17 protein-coding genes are annotated in these 19,610 nt (G+C 67.2%); 8 read left to right on the top strand and 9 right to left on the bottom strand.

Annotated features, from left to right (window positions below; all coding sequences use genetic code 11):
- Positions 1 to 293: 293 nt before the first annotated feature.
- The 4 genes from ACFPZ3_RS54455 to ACFPZ3_RS54440 all read right to left on the bottom strand — a co-directional run bounded on the left by ACFPZ3_RS54455 (position 294) and on the right by ACFPZ3_RS54440 (position 6,152).
- On the bottom strand, positions 294 to 1,829 hold the full coding sequence (locus ACFPZ3_RS54455) for a trypsin-like serine peptidase (RefSeq protein ID WP_379522343.1): 1,536 nt from the start codon (positions 1,827 to 1,829) through the stop codon (positions 294 to 296).
- A gap of 622 nt (positions 1,830 to 2,451) precedes the next feature.
- Complete coding sequence (locus ACFPZ3_RS54450) at positions 2,452 to 3,621, bottom strand: trypsin-like serine peptidase (RefSeq protein ID WP_379522342.1); 1,170 nt, start codon at positions 3,619 to 3,621, stop codon at positions 2,452 to 2,454.
- 197 nt (positions 3,622 to 3,818) lie between these two features.
- Complete coding sequence (locus ACFPZ3_RS54445; RefSeq protein ID WP_379522341.1) at positions 3,819 to 4,916, bottom strand: trypsin-like serine peptidase; 1,098 nt, start codon at positions 4,914 to 4,916, stop codon at positions 3,819 to 3,821.
- A gap of 324 nt (positions 4,917 to 5,240) precedes the next feature.
- On the bottom strand, positions 5,241 to 6,152 hold the full coding sequence (locus ACFPZ3_RS54440) for a trypsin-like serine peptidase (protein WP_379522340.1): 912 nt from the start codon (positions 6,150 to 6,152) through the stop codon (positions 5,241 to 5,243).
- 311 nt (positions 6,153 to 6,463) lie between these two features.
- Here ACFPZ3_RS54440 and ACFPZ3_RS54435 point away from each other — a divergent pair, with 311 nt between their 5' ends.
- The 6 genes from ACFPZ3_RS54435 (at position 6,464) to ACFPZ3_RS54410 (ending at position 11,587) form a co-directional block, all read left to right on the top strand.
- Positions 6,464 to 7,897 carry an acetyl-CoA synthetase gene (locus tag ACFPZ3_RS54435; protein ID WP_379522339.1) on the top strand — a complete coding sequence of 478 codons (1,434 nt, stop codon included), beginning with the start codon at positions 6,464 to 6,466 and terminating at the stop codon, positions 7,895 to 7,897.
- 96 nt (positions 7,898 to 7,993) lie between these two features.
- Complete coding sequence (locus tag ACFPZ3_RS54430) at positions 7,994 to 8,248, top strand: hypothetical protein (RefSeq protein ID WP_379522338.1); 255 nt, start codon at positions 7,994 to 7,996, stop codon at positions 8,246 to 8,248.
- A complete protein-coding gene (locus tag ACFPZ3_RS54425; protein ID WP_379522337.1) occupies positions 8,235 to 8,660 on the top strand; it encodes a type II toxin-antitoxin system VapC family toxin in 426 nt (141 codons plus the stop codon). The genes ACFPZ3_RS54430 and ACFPZ3_RS54425 overlap by 14 nt, the downstream gene beginning before the upstream one ends.
- Before the next feature lie 47 nt (positions 8,661 to 8,707).
- Positions 8,708 to 9,589, top strand: coding sequence for a hypothetical protein (locus ACFPZ3_RS54420; RefSeq protein ID WP_379522336.1), 882 nt, complete (start codon positions 8,708 to 8,710; stop codon positions 9,587 to 9,589).
- 105 nt (positions 9,590 to 9,694) lie between these two features.
- On the top strand, positions 9,695 to 10,651 hold the full coding sequence (locus ACFPZ3_RS54415; RefSeq protein WP_379522335.1) for a zinc-binding dehydrogenase: 957 nt from the start codon (positions 9,695 to 9,697) through the stop codon (positions 10,649 to 10,651).
- 75 nt (positions 10,652 to 10,726) lie between these two features.
- Positions 10,727 to 11,587, top strand: coding sequence for an oxygenase MpaB family protein (locus ACFPZ3_RS54410; RefSeq protein ID WP_379522334.1), 861 nt, complete (start codon positions 10,727 to 10,729; stop codon positions 11,585 to 11,587).
- A 119-nt stretch (positions 11,588 to 11,706) separates the two neighbouring features.
- On the opposite strand, the gene ACFPZ3_RS54405 is transcribed toward ACFPZ3_RS54410, so the two are convergent.
- From ACFPZ3_RS54405 to ACFPZ3_RS54385, 5 genes are all read right to left on the bottom strand, one after another.
- Positions 11,707 to 12,456 (bottom strand): PadR family transcriptional regulator, encoded by a 750-nt coding sequence (locus ACFPZ3_RS54405; protein WP_379522333.1) that lies wholly within the window; start codon positions 12,454 to 12,456, stop codon positions 11,707 to 11,709.
- The gene (locus tag ACFPZ3_RS54400; RefSeq protein ID WP_379522332.1) at positions 12,453 to 13,256 is read right to left on the bottom strand and encodes a DUF4097 family beta strand repeat-containing protein; all 804 of its coding nucleotides are present in this window, start codon (positions 13,254 to 13,256) and stop codon (positions 12,453 to 12,455) included. Before ACFPZ3_RS54400 ends, ACFPZ3_RS54405 begins: the two co-directional genes overlap by 4 nt.
- Positions 13,257 to 13,380: 124 nt before the next feature.
- Positions 13,381 to 13,560, bottom strand: a complete 180-nt coding sequence (locus tag ACFPZ3_RS54395) for a DUF6104 family protein (protein WP_344894470.1) — start codon at positions 13,558 to 13,560, stop codon at positions 13,381 to 13,383.
- Between the two features lie 77 nt (positions 13,561 to 13,637).
- Positions 13,638 to 17,276, bottom strand: a complete 3,639-nt coding sequence (locus ACFPZ3_RS54390) for a multifunctional oxoglutarate decarboxylase/oxoglutarate dehydrogenase thiamine pyrophosphate-binding subunit/dihydrolipoyllysine-residue succinyltransferase subunit (protein ID WP_379522331.1) — start codon at positions 17,274 to 17,276, stop codon at positions 13,638 to 13,640.
- A gap of 204 nt (positions 17,277 to 17,480) precedes the next feature.
- Positions 17,481 to 18,125: a B3/B4 domain-containing protein gene (locus ACFPZ3_RS54385; RefSeq protein ID WP_379522330.1), complete on the bottom strand. Its 645-nt coding sequence runs from the start codon at positions 18,123 to 18,125 to the stop codon at positions 17,481 to 17,483.
- Between the two features lie 74 nt (positions 18,126 to 18,199).
- Between ACFPZ3_RS54385 and ACFPZ3_RS54380 the strand changes: the two genes are divergently transcribed.
- Complete coding sequence (locus tag ACFPZ3_RS54380) at positions 18,200 to 18,766, top strand: winged helix-turn-helix domain-containing protein (protein ID WP_379522329.1); 567 nt, start codon at positions 18,200 to 18,202, stop codon at positions 18,764 to 18,766.
- A partial coding sequence (locus tag ACFPZ3_RS54375) for an MFS transporter (RefSeq protein ID WP_379522328.1) occupies positions 18,763 to 19,610 on the top strand: 848 nt, incomplete at its 3' end. The genes ACFPZ3_RS54380 and ACFPZ3_RS54375, both read left to right, overlap by 4 nt.

Genomic DNA, 19,610 nt, shown 5'->3' with positions numbered 1-19,610 from the left:
GATGTTTAGGTGGCTGATGCCCAGGAGTCGAGGGAAGCTCGCCTCTCGACCGTTTGCCCAGATCACCCATAAGGAAGTTGTGAGTGGGGCTCGCGGGGTCGAGACGTCCTCTTGATTCAGTTATGGGGGGCAATGTGACGCAGATCACATCACGTTGATGGCACCGTATGGACCTCCCATGCGTCCAAACGCCTTCACTTTCCGGGGGAAAGCAGAAGGGGCCCGGCAGGATGCCGGGCCCCTTCGCGTGTAACGGTTATACGAACGGTCTAGGTCCGGTCGCTATCCGCTACTTAGACAAGCTTGCCGGACCAAGCGGCAGCGGCAGCCTTGTAGACGGTGTTCGTCTCGCCGTCGAAGTACGGCGAGGAGATGTAGTCCACGCGGCCGTTGCTGTCCTGGTCGTTGAAGGTGCTGGTGACACCGTTCACGTAACCGAGACGCTTGGCGTTGCTGTACTTGTACAGCCACGGGCCACCGTCGGCGCCCTCAGTCATGGCGCACTTGAGGGCCAGGTGCTCCTCGATCTTCTTGGCGGCGGAGCCGACCAGCTTCTTCGAGGTGGTGCCGTAGCACCACTTCGGCGTAACGCCGGTGTAGGCCTTGTTGCCGTCAGGGTGAGCCGAGGCCGGGTAACCGAACACCCGGGTGGCCTTGCCGGTGGGCTGGTTGTACGCGAAGCCCTGACCGCCCACAGCGTCGCCCAGACGACCAGCGTCCAGGGACTTGTGGTCGATGACGTAGAACACCGTCTTGTAGTACTTCGTGTCGGTGCCCGGCTTGTACCACTGCTGGGTGAAGAAGTGCGTGATCGTCGAGTTGCCGCGAGGGTCAGTCTTGACGAGCGCGGGGTACTTCTCCGCGTCCTTCTCCTGCAGGGCCTTGTACGCCGCGGCCTCGCTGGCGGTCACGTTCTCGGTGACAGGCTCACCGAACTTGGCACCGTTGCGCTTGCCGAGCGGGGCAGCCTTGTACTTGGTCTCAGAGACCTCGACCTTGCCGACCTCAGCACCCGGGTAGTCGGGGCCGGTCGCCTCAGGCGCCGAACCCGGCTTACGGAAGAAGGACTCGGACGACGTGGGGTCGAGCTTGCCGGCGCGGAACTCCTCGCGGCTGATCTCGACGTCCTTGGCGTCCTTGAGGCCGGTGTACTTGTCCCACTCGGCCTTGGAGACGTTCTTGCTGGACTCGCTGCCGTCCACCTTGACGCCGTTGTAAACGGTCACGAACGCGTAGTCGCGGTCGTAGTCCTCGTAAACGTCGAAGTCGTAGTGGGTGAAGGCCTGCTTGCCCACGTAGATGCCCCAAGGAGACTTGCCCTGGTAGTAACCGGGGACGAAGACCCACTTGTCCATGGTGTCAGCGTTCGCACCAGTGTCGTACACGCAGTGACCGGCCGTGGCGACCAGGTTGCGGTACTGCGACTGGATCGAGGTGGCGGAGCACCACTTCTTCTCGCCCTTGCCGTTGACGAAGAACACCTTGCCGATGGTCTTCGGCATGTTGACGTTCTGCGTCTTGGTCGAGGTCTTCTTCTCTTCGCCGGTCGGAGCGGTCAGGCCCGGCTTGGTGTCCGTCGTGGCGCCACCCTTGCTCACCATCTTGGCGACGTCAGTCTTGCTGTCCCAGATGTTGGACTCGGTGGCGGCCTTGAGGGCCGTGCCGTTGTTGTCCGCCCAGAACGCGGCGATGGCGTTCGCGTTGGCCGCGGAGGTCGCCAGGTCGTCCTTGGCAACGTCCGACGCGGCGGAAGCCGTGCTGGCGAGGCCAGCGGCCAGGAGGCCGGTGGCCAGAATGGCGCCACCGGCGGGGATGAGGATGCGCTTCAAGGGAACTGCTCCTTGCTCTGTCGTGGGTCGCAACTTGCGTCCCATGCGTCAGTAAAGGGATAGCAAGGAACATAGCGTGGAGATCTCCGCAGGTGGAACCCGGTTTGGGAGATCTGGTAGCCGCTGTTACCGCCGTGACCTTTCCGTTACCAGTCAGAGACCTTTGCGCGTTGTGATGACAAGGTTACGTTTTCGCAGGGTATGCAGCCATTGTTACTGCTGGGACGGATGTGCCGTTAGCGCACGATCGCTCTGTGTAATCGGTTGATTGTGACTCGGATCACAGGAACCAGATTGGAGCCCAACCCGTCTAAGATGATCCGATCCTCACAGGTGATCTTCAGGCTCGCGGTTTGGAACGTTCAGAATCCCGAGCTCATCGGGGATGTGGGGCCGGTCGAGCGGGCCGTTCGTGTGCACGGCCGACGGCCCTGAGGGGCTTCTGAAAGCCTTCTCGGCCCATGGGGCGCCCGGAGGTCGGCCGCGTCCCTCTGCGGTGGCAGGGGCGCTCTGGTGCGTGGAGCCGGCGCCTGGCGCATACAAAAAGCCCGGCGCATACAAAAAGGCGAGGACCTCGGAAGTACCGAGGTCCTCGCCTTTGTCCCTGGGCGGGGCTTACTGCTTACTTGTACAGCTCGCCGTGCGGGCCGACGATCCGGCCGGACGTGGCGGACGGGCCCGAGGCCGCCTTGTACACCGCACTCGTCTCGCCGTCGAAGTACGGCGAGGTGATGTAGTCGATGCGGTCGTTGCCGTCCTGGTCGGCGAACGTGCTGGTGACGCCGTTGACGTAACCGAGGCGCTTGGCGTTGCTGTAGTTCAGGAGCCACACGCCGCCGTCGTAGCCGGGGGTCACGGCGCACTTGAGGCCGACGTGCTCCTCGATCTTGAGCCAGGGAGCCCCGACCTGCTTGGCGGTGGTGGTGCCGTAGCAGTGCTTCGGCGTCACGCCGCTGTACGGCTTGTTGCCGTCGGGGTGCGGGGCCGACGGGTAACCGAAGGTGCGTACGGCCTTGCCGGTGGGCTGGTTCCAGGCGAAGCCCTGACCGCCGACGGCGTCGCCGAGGCGGCCCCCGTCCTTCGACAGCAGGATGTAGTAGTGCCCGCCCCAAGCCTTCTTCGGCCCGGTGAAGTGCTCGAAGTCCCTGCGGTCCACCTGCTTGACACCGTCGAACTGGACGCCGTTGTAAACGGTGACGAACGCGTAGTCGCGGTCGTAGTCCTCGTAGGTGTCGAAGTCGAAGTGGGTGAAGGCCTGCTTGCCCACGTAGATGCCCCAGGGCGTCTTGCCCTGGTAGTAGCCGGGGACGAAGACCCAGTTGTCCAGCATGTCCTGGTCGCTGTCGGTGTCGTACACGCAGTGGCCGGCGGTGGCGACCAGGTTGCGGTTGGCCGACTGGATGGAGGAGGCCGAGCACCAGCGGAACTTGCCGTGGGCGTCGACGAAGAAGACCTTGCCGATGGTCTTGGGCAGGTTGACGTTCTGGGCCTTGGCGGTGGACTTGGTCTCACCGGTCGGCGCCGTGATGCCGGGCTTGCCGTCAGGGTCGGCGCCGCCCTTGGAGACGACCTTCCGAACCTCTTTCGAGTCCCACGTGTACTGCGTGGCGGACCGGAGCGCCGCGCCGTTCGAGGCCAGCCAGAAGGAGGCGACGGAGACGGCGTCGGAGTTGTTGCGGGCCATCGGGTCGTGGGCGATGTCGCCGTCAGCCTGCGCCGTACCGGAAAGACCGGCGGCGAGCAGACCGGTCGCGAGGACGGTCGCGCCGGCGGGAAGAAGGATTCGCTTCAAGGTGACTCCAGGTTGCGCTGACATGAGGCGCCTGTTGCACCCCCAAAACTCAGCAAACGGACAGCCCGGAACCTATCGGTTTGACTCTGGTTGTGTGAATTACCGGTAGATCATGTCAACGGTCCAAGGGTGCGTCGTTACCCTGCCGAGACATAGAACTGGCTGATCACCCGCAGTGATTGCGTCGTTTCTGTGACTTAGGTCACATTTGAGAGGATGGACAGCCCTGCGGCGTGTCGGTACACCTCTCCGGTGGTGGTGTCGAAGAACGGGGACGACACCGCGTCGTAGCGGCCCTCGGCGTCCCTGTTCCAGGTCAGGCTGTTGACGCCGTTCAGGCTGCCGAGCCTGCGCGTGTCGTCGTAGCCGATCAGCCACGGGCCGCCGCTGGCGCCGGCGCTGAAGTCGCACGGCGCGAGCTCCACGCCTTTCTGCACGTCGCGGCCGGGGGCCACCGTGTAGCGGGTGGCGCGCTGCGGGCACCTGCGCAGGGCCGTGCCGTTGAACGGCTGCGAGCGGTCGGGCTGCATGCCGGCCGGGTAGCCGAAGGGAACCGCGGTGTACGTGCCGGGCTTCTTGTTCAGCTCCAGCCCCTGGCCGCCCACGTTGTCCTGGAGGCGGCCGACGTCCTGCATGACGTAGGTGCCGTCCTTGGCGACCCAGGTGAAGCCGCGGTGCACGGTGACGAACGCGTAGTCGTAGTCGTAGTCGGACTTGCCCGACCAGTCCTCGTGCACGCTGACCGAGGCGCCCACGTAGATGCCGTCGGGCGTCTCGCCGTTGGGGCCGGGATTGGGGACGAAGATCCAGTAGTCGGTCGGCTTGGCCTGGCGCGAGTCGTACGCGCAGTGCCCGGCCGTGGCGACGACGCTGCGGTTCTTGGCCGCGACCGAGCTGGCCGAGCACCAGTGCTCCTGGCCGCCGGAGACGAAGAAGACCTTGCCCATGGTCCTGGCGGCGCTGCCCTTGCTCGGCAGCGTGGGCGCGACGCCCTGAGCGGCGGTCGTGCGCTTGATCGCGGCGATGGGCGCGGCGGGGCCGGAGGAGGAGGCGGCCGAGGAGGTCGAGGGGGATGCGGTGCTGCCGGGTGTGGCCGGGCTGTAGGTGTCGGCCTTCTTGAGGCGGTCGGGCTTCCAGTAGTCGGCGACCCGCTTCACGTCCGTGAGCGTCTTGGCCAGCGGGACCGCGTAGACCTGGCTCGCCGGTGCGGCGTCGGCGATCCCCGTGAACGCAGGCAACACCAGCAGCGCGCTGCTGATGGCAGCGGCCACGAAGTGCCTGGCTCGGGGGATCATGAAATGCCTTTCTTAGGGCTGTAAGGGTGGATTTTTCCAGATGTACAGACTGTATTGCAGCTCGGATAGAGATTCGTTACCTGATCAAGCGTGCATCGTGAACTATAAGGATGACGTCAGCCGAACACTCCCGATACGCGTAAACGATCATTAGTTCGATGGTGTTCTCGCAGGTCAGTGCTGGTTTGTGCGAACGTCCGCGTTGGGGTAATTCGGCCGCTTTCTGCGCGCTTTCGGCGCTGCCGGAGTGGCGCACGCCACCCATTCAGATGGCAGGGGAAGACCCCGGATCCAGGGGAGCCGGGGTCTGGGGTGCCAACTTGATCAAGGCATGTTGCCGGTCCAGCGGTTGGCGGCGGCCTTGTAGACGTTGTAGGTGTCGGTGTTGAAGTACGGCGAGGAGATGTGGTCGTAGCGGTCGTTACCGTCGGTGTCCCATGCGACGCTGTTGACGCCGACCAGATAGCCGGTGCGCGACGCGCTCCTGTAGTCGTAGAGGAACGGGCCGCCGCTCGCGCCGGCGGTGAAGGAGCACCTAACCCCGGTGTGCTCCTGGAGGTTGTACTTCCTGGCCTCGGGCATCGGCTTGGTCCTGCCGTAGCAGTACTTCATCGTGCGGCCGGTGTACGGCTTGTCGCCGTCGGGGTGCTCGCCCGCCGGGTAGCCGAAGGAGAACACCTCCAGCTTCGTGCTCCTGTTCCAGGCGAAGCCCTGGCCGCCGACGTTGTCACCGAGCCGGCCGACGTTCTTGACGGTCCACTTCCAGCGGTGGCCGGCCCTCTCCCAGCTGACCTTGATGCCGTTGAAGACGTTGACGAACGCGTAGTCGTAGTCGTAGTCCTCCTTCACCACGAAGTCGTCGTGCGCGTTGAAGGTCTTGGCGGCGTAGATGCCGTAGGGCGCCTTGCCGTTCCAGACGCTGTCGCCGTCCCAGTACGACGGGATGAAGATCCAGTTGTCGTAGAAGCTGTTCTTCTTGACGTCGTACACGCAGTGGGCGGAGGTCGCCACGAGGTTGCGGTACTTGCCCTGCACCGAACTGGCCGAGCAGTAACGCCAGTTCTTCGGGTTGCGCGGGTCGACCTTCGGCAGCGTGAAGAAGACGCGGCCGACGGTGTTCGGCAGGTTGACCTGCCTGCTCTTCTTGGCCTTCGTCTTCTCCCCGCCGATCGGCGGAATCGACCCGGCGGGCCCGTCGGGGGCGTCGTTGCTGCCCTTGACGCCTCTGGAGGTCACGTCGAGGGGATCGCGATGCGCCTTGCTCGGGAATGCATGGAGCTCCTCTCAGCTTTCTGCGGCCCAGAGCGGGGTGCTGTGCCCCGATAGGCCAGGAAAACGTTCGGCACGTTAATGAATCGCGACATCCGGCGACATGAAAAAGCATGGGCCGGTTCCGTTCCGTTATGTAAATAGCGAGTTCGCATGTATTACTGATTGGCATTTCCGCAGGTCAACGCCAGGATTGATTTTCTGTGGCAACAGCGGTAACGCGAATTATCAGACGCCACTCCTTATCAACCGAACGTTGTTCTGGTTAGATGGCCGGTATGGACCCACGCACGCCCTGTCTCATTGGCATCGCCCAACTCACCATTCGCGAGCAGCCGGGGCCGGAGCCGCTGGACCTGTGGGAGTCGGTGGCGCGCGCGGCGTCCTCCGACGCGCGGCTCCCGGTCGAGCGGCTCGACTCGATCCAGATCGTGCACACCGACTCCTGGCAGTACGACTCGCCGGTCGGCCGCCTGGCCGAGCGTCTCGGCGCGGCGCCGCGCCACCAGGCCTACTCCAAAGTGGGCGGTACGGCTCCGCAACTGCTCATCGGGGCGGCGGCGGCCGGGATCGCGGCGGGCGAACTGGACTCCGCGCTGGTCACGGGGGCCGAGGCGCTGGCGACGCGCCGGGCGTACAGGAAGGCGGGGGAGCATGTGCAGTGGAGTCATGCCGCCGACCCCAAGCCCCCGTACGGATGGGAGCGGCCGCCGCATCCCACCGAGCTGGCGCACGGGTTGTTCCTGCCGGTGCACACCTATCCGATCATGGAGACGGCGTGGCGGGCGGCGGGCGGGGTCGCGATCGAGGAGGAGATGCGCTCGCGGGGGCTGATGATGGCGCCGATGACGGAGGTGGCGGCGGCGAACCCGTACGCGTGGCGCAGGACCGCCCGCACCCCCGCTGAGCTGGTCGGCGATCGGTTCGTCGGCTGGCCCTACAGTCGCAGCACCGTGGCCGTGCTGGAGGTGGACCAGGCGGCGGCCGTCGTCCTGGCCAGCTCGGCGCTGGCCGACCGGCTGGGGGTGCCGCGGGAGCGGCGGGTCTATCTGCGCGGGTGGGCGTACGCGGAGGACACGTGGGAGGTGGCCGCCAGGCCCGCGCTCGGCTCCTCGCCGGCCATCGCCGCCGCCGCCCGCGTCGCCTTCGAGCGGGCCGGGCTGGGGCTTCATGACATGCACGCGCTCGACCTGTACAGCTGTTTCGCGATCGCGTTGCGGCAGGCGTGCGACGCGATCGGGCTCGATCCGCTGGATCCGCGGGGGCTCACGGTCACCGGGGGGCTGCCGTACGCGGGCGGGCCCGCCAGCGACTACGTGCTGCATTCCACCGCCACCATGGCGGGGCTGCTGCGGGCGCAGTCGGGGCACGGGCTGGTGACCGGGGTGGGGATGCATCTGACCAAGCACACATACGCGGTGTGGTCGAGCGAGCCTGGCGGGCTGCTGGGGGACGCGGCGCCGGTGTACGTGGCCGAAGGGGTGCCGGTCGTGGGGGCGTACTCGGGGGAAGGGGTGGTGGCCGGGTACACGGTGGCGCATGGGCGGGAGGGCGCGGCCGAGAAGGGGTTCGTCGTGGTGGAGGTGCCCGGGGGGCGGGCCTACGCGGTGGTCTCCGAGGCGGAGTCGCTGGTGGAGGCGGAGGGGCGGGAGCTGGTGGGGCAGGTGGTGCGGGTCACCACCGATGGGAAGGTCAATGTGGCCTCATGGTGAGGTCACAGAGGCGCAAATTCTGTGACCGAGCGACTACTGTCTGGAGTTGACATTTTTATGTCGGCGGCGGACGCTGGAGTCATGCGGAGGACAACTGTGCGCATCGACGAGACGCTCCTCAACGAGGCGAAGGCGTACGCGGCCAAGAACGGACGCAGTCTCAACTCAGTCATGGAGGATGCCTTGAGGCAACTCATCAACCGCTCCGCAGAAGTGGCGGACCGGCCAGAAATCGAGCTTCCGATCTCCGGGGCCGCATTCGGCCCCAGGCTGACCTGGGCCGAGATAAAGGAGATTCTCGCACAGGAGGACATCGAGCACGTTCTGGAGGCCGGTCATGCGCATGCTTGACACGAATGTCTTCGTCAACGCGCAGCGGCGAGACATGGAGCACCACGAGCGGTGTCACGCCATCCTCACGGACCTGCTCAACGGCGACGAGGCCTACGCCGTGAGTGACTTCGCGCTCAACGGTTTCATCCGCGTGGTGACTGATCCCCGCATCCCCGGCACCACCTCGTTCGAGGTCGCACGTCAGTTCGCCGACACCGTCCGGCACCAGCCGCACGCGGTCGTCGTGCACGCGGGTCCGCGACACTGGGAGATCTTCGTCAAGCTCTGCCGCGAAGCCGACGCGCAGGGCAGGCTCATCCCCGACGCCTACCTCGCCGCACTCGCCATCGAGCACGGTTGTGAATTTGTGACCTGCGACAAGGATTTCGCCCGGTTCGAGGGCTTGCGCTGGCGGTCGCCGCTCAACTGAACTGAAGCCCAAGGGCGCAAGCCGCCACTACTCGGGCTAGGAACGTCGTGGCTGACCAGTTCGACGTCATCGAGGTAGGCGAGCGTGGCCGTCGCCGGTGGGTGGGGCTGGTGGTGGTCCTGGCGCTCCTGCTGATTCCCGTGGTCGGCCTGCTCGCCAGCCGGGATCCGCCGCCCGAGCCTCTTCCCGCGACTGCGACCCCCGAGCCCATCAGGTCTCTGACCCGGCTCGACAACTCGCCCAACATCCTCAACGAGCCTGGCGTGCGCAAAGGCGACGATGAGGTCGCGCAGGTGGTGTTCCCCAACGGCGCACGGGCCGAGGTGCGGTATCCGGCCGAGCTCGATCTTGACGCGATGGGGTCGCGGCCGTTCGTGGGTGGCTGGGTCGACGGGAGATTCCGGCAGTTCACGGCTCCCTATGGGGGCGAGGTGGAGATCACGCGGGGTGGGCAGCCGATCAGGAACTACACCCCCAACGTGACCCTCTGGCCGCGTCAGGCCGGTACCGGGTTCTACGGGCAGGTGCTGCTGTTCGCGTTCGGGCCTTGGCGATTGGTGATGTACGACCGGGGCGAGGGGCTGACGTTCGACCAGCGGATGGACCTGGCGCGGAACCTGAAGGGGAGGGTGACGAAGGGCGGCTACCTGGTGTTGTCGGACGGCGGGGGAGTGCGGCTCGCCTCGCCGGGTGACACCGCGATGGGGGATCCGGTGGGACCGCAGTTGTGGTTCGGCGGTGGGGCGGGGCGGATGGTGGCGCTCGTGCCGACGCCCGACTGCGTCAAGAAGGCCAGGATGCCGGGGGTGATCGGGGGGCGGGGGCGGCCTTCCGACATGGTGTGCCGGGGGGATGTGCTGGTGGCTGTCACCGGGGCGGGGTCGTTCCGGGACAAGGTGATCTCGGGAGTTCGGGTCACGATGAAGTGATGGTGATGCGGCGGCGGGACCTTCGGGTTCGGGGTGGTGGAGCGGGTTCGGGTGGTGGGGGGTGAGGTTCGGGAGGGGGTGATCGGGGTGAAGTAAGGTGCGGCCATGTTCGCCGTAACCGCCACACAGACCGATCCCGACAACCCGCTCGCCGGACTGACGCTCGGCGAGCGACCCGAGCCGAAGGCTCCTGACGGGTGGACGACCGTCTCCGTACGGGCGGCCGCGCTCAATCATCACGACCTGTGGACGCTGAAGGGCGTCGGCATCAGGCAGGACCGGCTGCCGATCGTGCTCGGCTGCGATGCCGCCGGGGTGGACGAGGACGGTAACGAGGTCATCGTGCACTCCGTGATCGGCACCGGGGCCGACGAGACGCTCGATCCCAAGCGCACGCTGCTGTCCGAGATGCACGACGGTACGTTCGCCGAACGGGTGGCCGTGCCGCGCCGCAATCTGGTGCCGAAGCCGGCCGGGCTCGAGTTCCAGCACGCGGCGTGCCTGCCGACGGCCTGGCTGACCGCGTACCGGATGTTGTTCGACAAGGCCGGGCTGGAGCCCGGCTCCACCGTGCTGGTGCAGGGCGCCGGCGGGGGTGTGGCCACCGCGGTGATCGCGCTGGGGCGGGCCGCCGGCTATCGGGTCTGGGCGACCAGCCGTTCCGAGGCCAAGCGGGAGCGGGCCCGGCAGCTCGGCGCGGACCAGGTGTTCGAGCCGGGGGCGCGGCTGCCCGAGCGGGTGGACGCCGTCATGGAGACCGTCGGGCAGGCCACCTGGGACCACTCGCTCAAGTCGCTCAAGCCCGGCGGGCGCGTCGTCGTGTCCGGCGCCACCAGCGGCGCGGTGCCGCCCGCCGATCTGAACCGGGTCTTCTTCCTGCAGTTGTCCGTGATCGGATCGACGATGGGGACGCGGGAGCAGCTGGGGCGGCTGGCGGTGTTCCTGGAGCAGACGGGGCTGCGGCCGGAGATCGATCGGGTGCTGCCGCTCGCCGAGGCGCGGGACGGGTTCGCCGCCATGGCCGAAGGGGAGATCTTCGGAAAGATCGTCTTTACCGTCTGAATAAGTGAAGGGTTACTTCTGGCTCTCCCGGGTGATACAAGGGGTTGGAGTTGTATCACCCGGGAGGCCGTCATCATGGACGTTGAGCCCTTCGGCCCAGGTTCGATGCACTGGGACACCGCCGGCGAATACCGCAACCTGCTCGTCGCCGGCAGCGCGCTGGTCATCCAGACCATGCATCCGGCGGTCGGCGCGGCTGTCGCGGAGCACTCCACGTACAAGGACGATCCGTGGGGGCGGTTGGAGCGGACGCTGGCCTCCGTGCAGAAGTGGGTGTACGGCGGCGCCGATGGTCCCGCGGAGGGGCGGCGGCTCAGGGAGTTGCACAAGCCGATCAGCGGGGTCGATGAGCAGGGCCGGCACTATCACGCGTTGAACGGTGAGGCGTGGGCGTGGGTGCATCTGTCGCTGTTCGAGCGTTTTATCACGCTAAATCGCTATTTCGGGACGCCGTTCACGAAGGATCAGGAGCGGCGGTTCTATGCGGAGTCGCGACAGCTCGGTGCGATTCTGCAGGTGCCTGAGCGGGAGTTGCCGCAGGACCTGGAGGGGTTCTGGCGGTACTTCGACGACATGGTGGCCCATCGGCTGGAGGCGCATCCGACCGCCCTCGACGTGCTGGCCGTCATGCGCGGCACCCCGGCGCCCCCTGGATTGCCGGCTCCGCTGCGCCGGTTGTGGGCGCCGGTCGGGGTGGGGGCGGGGGAGTTCAACCACTTCGTCACCATTGGGACCTTGCCGCCTGCCGTACGGAGGAAGCTGGGGTTGCGGTGGACGGCTCGGGAGGAGCGGCGGCTGCGGCATATCGGGCATGCGGTCGCGATGTTGACGCCTCGGCTGCCTGAACGCCTGCGGTACATGCCCATCGCCTACCACGCACGTAAGGCCGCGCGGAACTCGCGCCGCCTGGATCGCCACCAACTCCGCTCCGCCTGACCGACCCAGCCCAGCCGGGACTCGCTCTGCCTGGCCCGCTTGGATCGGCGTCGGCTCGGCTCCGCCTGGCCCGGCCTGAATCGGTGTCGGCCCCACTCCGCCATCCGCAACCCCGAGGGTCAGCGGCCGAGGATGTCGTGGATGCGGCTGCTCGCCTCGTGCAGCGTCGTACGGAGCTCGGCCAGCTTTTCCGGGGTCAGGTGAGCCTCCGACGCCTCCTCGCGGACCTGGGCGAGGAAGTCGGCCAGGAGTTCGCCCAGTTCGGCATCGAGTTCGGCCCGGTTGGCCGAGGTGTCGGACGGTGTGCCCCCGAGCGTGGCCCAGGCTTCCGACCAGATCCTGCGCCACTCCCTGCTGATCCGCTCGCCCTCGTCCTGCCAGTGGTAGGCGTGCTCCATCCACTGACGTTTCTGCTGGTCCCTGAGCCGCTTGAGCTCTTCCTTCTTCTCCCGCAGCAGCCGGGTGTCGTCGACCGCCCCGGTGCGTACGTCCTTGGCCATCCGGGTCAGCTCGTCGCGCAGCGACTTGACCGTGTCGCGTACGTCCTCTTTGACCTCGCGGGCGATGTCGCGTACGGAGGCGGAGATCTCCTGCTCCAGGTCGTCGAGCTCGTCGAGTCGCTCGTTCAGCTCCTCGCGGCCCTTGTCGGTGATCGAGAACACCTTCTTGCCCTCGACCACCTCGTGCGTCACCAGGCCCTCCTCCTCCAGGCGGGCCAGACGCGGATAGATCGTGCCGGGAGACGGCGAGTAGACGCCGAGGAAGCGGTCCTGGAGCAGGCGGATGACCTCATAGCCATGGCGCGGGCTCTCTTCCAGCAGCTTGAGCAGGTACAGCCGGAGCCGGCCGTGACCGAAGACAGGGCTCATTCCTTCTCCCCCTTGAGCAGCGTGACCTCACCGGAGACCGTGATGGCCGACAGTGAGGCCATGCCGCCACCCAGACGTCCCGACAACGACTTCGCGCCGGGAGCGTTCGCGGTGGACAGTTCCTTGAACGTGCTGACCAGCCTGCCGGAGGTGGATCTGACGCTGACGTCCGTCTCCGCGTTCTCCGGCAGCCTGACCAGGATGTCACCGGAAACACTGTTCAACGTCACGTGACTCGTCGGGCGCAGGGTGAGATCCGCCGTGACCCGGCCGGAGACGGTGTTGGCTTTCAGCCGGTGCGGTGTGCCGTCGGCGACGGTCAGGTCGCCCGAGACGCTGATGAACGACAGGTCGCCGTCCATCGCCCGGCTCTCCACGGCTCCCGAGACGGTGTTGGCGACCACGTCGCCGCTCACCGCGTCGAGGACGATCTCGCCGGAGACGCTCTTGACGTGGGTCCGCCTCTCGAACCCGGCCACCACGGCCGGCGCGGACACCACGCCCGCCTTGACCTTGCAGGTCTTGGGCACGGCGATGGACAACACCGTCCTGCGCCGGTCGCGCCGCAGCCAGCCGAGCATGCCGTCCCAGGTGAGGTCGCGGTAGGCGATGGAGAGAGTCCTGGCATCCTCGTCGTAGGTGACCACGAGCGGTGAGGCGGACTCGATCTCGGCGACCTCCAGAGTGGGTGGGCCGTCGCTGGCCAGCACGTCCAGCCGGCCGGCGACTATGCGTACGTCAAGTGAGTCCACTTGGTCGAACGTCAGTTGCCCGGGCTCGTCGATCGTCCACTGCGGCATGCTCCCGCTCCCCTCTCAGGCGTCAAGCTTCTCTTAAAGACACGATATGTCGCGATTGATGGAAACTCAAGATGTATCGCGTTTCTCCCGAAACGGGTCGGCCCGGGGAAGCGGGAGAGCGGAGTCAGTCGTCCTCGTCGTCGTCCAGGCGGGCCAGCCAGGTCGCCAGCCGTTCGACCGGCGTCTCGAACTCCGGGTTGAGGTCCACGAACTCGCGCAACCGCTCCCCGAGCCACAGCAGGCTGACCTCCTCCTCGCCCCGCCGCTCGACCAGTTCCTCGATCCCTCGATCGGTGAAGTACATCGTTCCTCCTGAAAACACCGGCCAGTACAGCAGCGAGCCCCCGGGCCGAGGCCGGGGGGCTCGCTGGTGGAACAGGCTCAGCCGAAGATCTGGTGCTGGATCTCCTCGAGCTCCGTGTCATGCGAGTTGTGCGACCCGGTCGCCGGCGAGCTGTTGGGCCTGCGCGACATACGCCGCACCGCCCGCCCGTTCAGCGTCTCCGGGTCCTCGGCCAGCTTGAGCGTCAGGTACGGCCACGGCCCCATGTTGGCCGGCTCGTCCTGGGCCCAGATCAGCTCGGCCTGGGAGCCGTAACGGGCCAGCTCGGTCGCCAGCTCGTCGGACGGGAACGGGTAGAGCCGCTCAAGGCGCACGATCGCGACGTCGTCGCGGCCGCTCTTGTCCCGGTGCGCGGCCAGGTCGTAGTAGAGCCGGCCCGAGGTGAGCACGACCTTGGTGACCTTGCCTGCGTCCGCGGACGTGTCGCCCAGGACCGGCTGGAACGCGCCTGAGGTGAAGTCGACCGCCTTCGACGTGGCCGCCTTGTGACGCAGCAGCGACTTGGGCGTGAAGACCACCATCGGCTTGTGCCGCTCCGACTCCACCTGCCAGCGCAGCAGGTGGAAGTAGTTGGCCGGAGTGGTGGGCTGCGCGACCGTCATGTTGTCGAGCGCGCAGACCTGCAGGAACCGCTCGATGCGGGCCGAGGAGTGGTCGGGACCCTGACCTTCGTAGCCGTGCGGCAGCAGCATCACGACCGAGGACTTCTGGCCCCACTTCTGCTCACCGGAGGAGATGAACTCGTCGATGATCGTCTGGGCGCCGTTGACGAAGTCGCCGAACTGCGCCTCCCAGGCGACCAGGGCGTCGGGCCGGACCACGCTGTAGCCGTACTCGAAGCCGAGCGCCGCGAACTCGCTGAGCAGCGAGTCGTAGACGTAGAACTTCGTGGTGCCCTCGTTGAAGGTCTTGAGCGGCGTGTGGTCGGCGCCGGTCATCCGGTCCACCAGGACGGCGTGGCGCTGGGTGAACGTGCCGCGCCGGGAGTCCTGGCCGACCAGGCGCACCGGGTGGCCGTCGATGAGCAGCGAGCCGTAGGCCAGCGTCTCACCCATCGCCCAGTCGATCGCGTCCTGCTCGACCATCTGGCCGCGACGCTGCAGCACCGGCGCCAGGCGCGGGTGCGGCGTGAAGCCGTCGGGCAGGTTGAGCTGGGTGTCGACGATGCGCTTGAGCGTCTCGTCGCTGATCGCGGTCGGCGTGTCCTCGTGGGACCACTTGACGACCTCGGTCGGCGGCACCCGCATGGCGCCCGCCTCCAGCGGCTTCTTGGCCGCCTCGCGGGTCTCGGTGAACGCCTGCTCCAGCTTGGCCTGGTAGTCGCGCAGCGCCTGCTCGGCCTCTTCGACCGTGATGTCGCCGCGGCCGATCAGGGCCTCGGTGTAGAGCTTGCGGGTGGAGCGCTTGGCGTCGATCAGGTCGTACATCAGCGGCTGGGTGAAGGCGGGGTTGTCGCCCTCGTTGTGGCCGCGGCGGCGGTAGCAGATGAGGTCGATGACGACGTCCTTGCGGAACGTCTGGCGGTATTCGTAGGCCAGCTCGCCCACGCGCACCACGGCCTCGGGGTCGTCGCCGTTGACGTGGAAGATCGGCGCCTGGATCATCCGCGCCACGTCGGTCGCGTAGACCGAGGAGCGGGACGAGGCGGGCGAGGTCGTGAAGCCGACCTGGTTGTTGACCACCACGTGCACGGTGCCGCCGGTGCGGTAGCCGCGCAGCTGCGACAGGTTGAGCGTCTCGGCCACGACGCCCTGGCCGGCGAAGGCCGCGTCGCCGTGGACGAGCACGGGCAGGACGGTGAAGCCCTCCTCGCCGCGCTCCAGGAGGTCCTGCTTGGCGCGGACGACGCCCTCCAGGACCGGGTCGACCGCCTCCAGGTGCGAGGGGTTGGCGACCACCGAGGCGGTGATCGTCTTGCCGCTCGGCGCGGTGAACGTGCCGGCCGCCCCGAGGTGGTACTTCACGTCGCCCGAACCGTGCGCCGTGCGCGGGTCGATGTTGCCCTCGAACTCGCCGAAGATCTGGGCGTAGGACTTGCCCACGATGTTGGCCAGCACGTTGAGGCGGCCACGGTGGGCCATCCCGATGACGACCTCGTCGAGGTCCTCGTCGGCGGCGTCGCTGAGCACCGAGTCGAGCAGCGGGATCAGCGCCTCGCTGCCCTCCAGCGAGAAGCGCTTCTGGCCGACGAACTTCGTCTGCAGGAACGTCTCGAACGCCTCGGCGGTGTTGAGCCGCGACAGGATGTTGAGCTGCTCGTCGCGCTCGGGCGACTTGTGCGGCTTCTCCACCCGCGCCTGGATCCAGGCCCGCTCCTCGGGGTTCTGGATGTGCATGTACTCGATGCCGACGGTGCGGCAGTAGGAGTCGCGCAGCACGCCCAGGATCTCGCGCAGCTTCATCAGCGGACGGCCGCCGAAACCGCCCGTGGCGAACTCGCGCTCGAGGTCCCACAGCGTCAGGCCGTGGGACTGGATGTCGAGGTCGGGGTGCTTGCGCTGCTTGTACTCGAGCGGGTCGGTCTCGGCCATCAGATGGCCGCGTACGCGGTAGGCGTGGACCAGCTCGATCACGCGAGCGGACTTGGCCACGTCGTCGTCGTGGGAGGCCGAGATGTCCTGGACCCACCGGACCGGCTCGTACGGGATCCGCAGCGCCTCGAAGATCTCGTCGTAGAAGCCGTGCTCGCCCAGCAGCAACCGGTGGATCTGGCGCAGGAAGTCGCCCGACTGGGCGCCCTGGATGATCCGGTGGTCGTAGGTGCTGGTCAGCGTCATGACCTTGGAGACGGCCAGGCGCGAGAGGGTGTCGGGGGAGGCTCCCTGGTATTCGGCCGGGTATTCCATCGCGCCGACGCCGATGATCGTGCCCTGGCCGGGCATCAGGCGGGGCACGGAGTGGACGGTGCCGATCGTGCCGGGGTTGGTCAGCGAGATCGTGGTGCCGGAGAAGTCGTCCACGCCGAGCTTGCCGGCCCTGGCCTTGCGGACGACCTCCTCGTAGGCGATCCAGAACTGCCGGAAGTCCATCTCCTCGGCGCCCTTGATCGAGGGGACGAGGAGCTGGCGGTCGCCGTTGCTCTTCTGCACGTCGATCGCCAGGCCGAAGCCCACGTGCTCGGGCTTGACCAGCGTCGGCTTGCCATCGACCTCCGTGTAGGAGTGGTTCATCTCCGGCATGGCCTTGAGGGCCTTGACGATCGCGAACCCGATGAGGTGGGTGAAAGAGATCTTGCCGCCGCGGCCCCGCTTGAGGTGATTGTTGATCACGATGCGGTTGTCGATGAGCAGCTTGGCCGGGATGGCCCGGACGCTGGTCGCGGTCGGAACCGACAGCGACAGGTCCATGTTGGCCGCCGTGCGTGCCGCCGCGCCGCGCAGCTTGACCTCTTCGGCGCCCTTGGGCACCGGAGTGGCCGGCTGCTTCGGCTTCTCGGCCGCAGGCGGTGCCTTCGGGGGAGCCTGGGGAGGTGCGGGGGCGGTCACAGTGCCGTTCGCCGCCTCCCTGGCCGGGGGTCTGCCCGGTCCGTAATCAGGGTTGTAGTCAGCGAAGAAGTTCCACCAGGCCTTGTCAACAGACTCAGGATCCTGGAGGTACTTCTGATACAGCTCGTCGACAAGCCATTCGTTCTGACCAAAGCTTGCCAGTGGGTTTGTCCGCGACGACTCAGACGACACGGCGGAAATCGCCCTCTTCCGCAGATCGGCGTTGATGTTAGAGAACCTGTCCAAGGCTACTCGCCCGGACTGGCAGTACGCGCCGAAGGACCCGTGCTGCCTCGAACGATCCTCTCAGGACCGTGCAAAGAGGTCACGTCCCCCTCGTCAATCCGGGTGGTGCAGCGATTATTACTATTTGATATCAACACCTAGACGGGAGGTTTATTTCCCGCCGGACACTAGCCTGCTGGCGATCCGCAGTCCGGGGGACATCTCGGACAGAAGGTCGGCGAGCTCCTCGCCTGCCTGCTTGAGCTCCTCCAGCGACATGGGCTCAAGCCGTTCGAGCAGGAAGATCGCGTTGGTGGTCTCCTCGGTGAGGCGGGTGCGCACCACCTGGCGCCAGTTCCATCTCCTGCAGGTGACTCCTGTGTCGTCGCGCCAGATGACCTCGCCGGGCTCCGGCTGCCCGAGCGCCTCCTCCGAGGACTCCTCGCCGGTGGCCCTGATCAGCCGCGCCGTGCCTCTGTAGTGGTCGAGGTCCTCGCCGCCGATGGGCAGCGCGTGCCTGACACTGATCGAGTTGTACGCGTCCACGGCCTGGTTGATCTCCGGCAGCGGCATCCTGCGCGTGAGCGCGTCGACCGAGGGCCGGGTGCGCTGCGGCTTGGCCCCGAACGCCCGGTAGGCGTCCTTCCATGCGTCGATCTTGTCCGCCTGGATCTCCACCGCCGACGCCTCCGCCAGCCAGGCTCGTGACCGGTCGTCGGTGGGCCCGTTGCGCAGGCCGTGAGCGGTCATGATCAGCACCGCGAAGTCGGGTCGCAGGGCGAGGACGGAGTCGTCCACCCAGATGTCGTCGAGCATCCTCACAGTCTAGAAGTCCCCACAATCGCAAAAATCCCTTTGCAAAATTGTCTTTGCGGTCTATCGTCAGGTGCATGGAGGAGGCATACAAGATCAGTGACCCGCAGGTGCTCAAGGTCGTCGCGCACCCGCTGCGGGTCAGGCTGCTCGGCCTGCTGCGCAGCGACGGGCCGGCCACCGCGAGCGAGCTGGGCCGCAGGGTCGGCGAGAGCTCCGGCTCGACCAGCTACCACCTGCGCGAGCTGTTCAAGTACGGCTTCATCGAGGAGGACGACGAGCGGCGCGACGGGCGCGAGCGCCGCTGGCGGGCCCGCCACCGCTACACCTCGTGGAACTCCCGTGAGCTGACCGGCACCCCGGAGGGACGCGAGGCGGTCAAGATCATGAGACTGCGCCAGGCCGAGAGCATGACGCGGATCATCCACGAGTTCGACGAGTCCGCCTGGTCCCCGGAGTGGGTGGAGGTGGCGGGCGTCAACGACCACTTCTTCCAGTTGCCGCCGGCCGCTCTGACGGAGTTCATGGCGCGTACCGAGGAGATGTTGCGCGAGCTCGAAGCACGCTACGCGGGCACTCCCGACACGCCGCACGTCCACGTCTGGGTGGGGGCCTTCCCCCGTGTGCCGAAGGAGGAGCGGTGAGCGCGCGTTCTGCGTTACGGCGCTACATGCTCGTCAACTTCCTGACCTGGCTGCCCCCGGGGCTGATGATGGCGAGCATGGTCCTGCTGATGACCGACAGAGGTCTCAGCCTGGCCCAGATCGGGCTGTCCGTCACCGTGTTCTCGATCGTGACCGTGAGCCTCGAACTGCCCACCGGCGGGCTGGCCGACGTCGTGGGGCGGCGCATGGTGCTTGCGGCCTCGGCGGTGTTCACCGTGGCGGGGCTGGCGCTGATGAGCGTGTCCACGACGTTCTGGATGTTCGTGCTGAGCGGCGTGCTGAAGGGCGTGGCCAGGGCGCTGTCCAGCGGTCCCGCCACCTCCTGGTACGTCGACACGCTGCACGGCATCGAGGGCCACGAGGCCGATCTCAAGCCCGGCCTGGCCAGGGGCGGCGCGATGGAGTCCGTGGCCCTGTGTGCCGGCGTGCTGGTGGGCGGCGGCCTGCCGCTGCTGGTGCCGCCCTCCCTCATGCTCCCGCTGGCGGCGCCGCCCCTGCTGGGCGCCGTGGCGGCGGTGGTGCTGCTGGTCGTGGTGGTGTTCGCGCTGCCCGAGCCGGCCCACGAGCGCCGCTCGCTGGCGAGCGTCCTGCGCGAGGTGCCCGCCACGGTGACCGGCGGCGTACGGCTGGCCGTGGGCGGTGCGATGTTGCGCAGGCTCATGGTGGCCGCGGCGGCGTCGGGCGTGGTGCTGATGACCATCGAGTTGCTCACCCCGGGGCGGCTGGCCGAGCTGGCGGGCACGGCCGAGCGCGGCAGCCTGGTCTACGCGGTGGTCGCGGCGCTGGGGTTCGCGGGCAGCGCGACGGGCAGCGCGCTCGCACC

The sequence above is a fragment of the Nonomuraea insulae genome (assembly GCF_042656245.1).
Note: the sequence above shows the minus strand (reverse complement) of the source record. Positions and strands in the feature narration are given on the sequence as shown.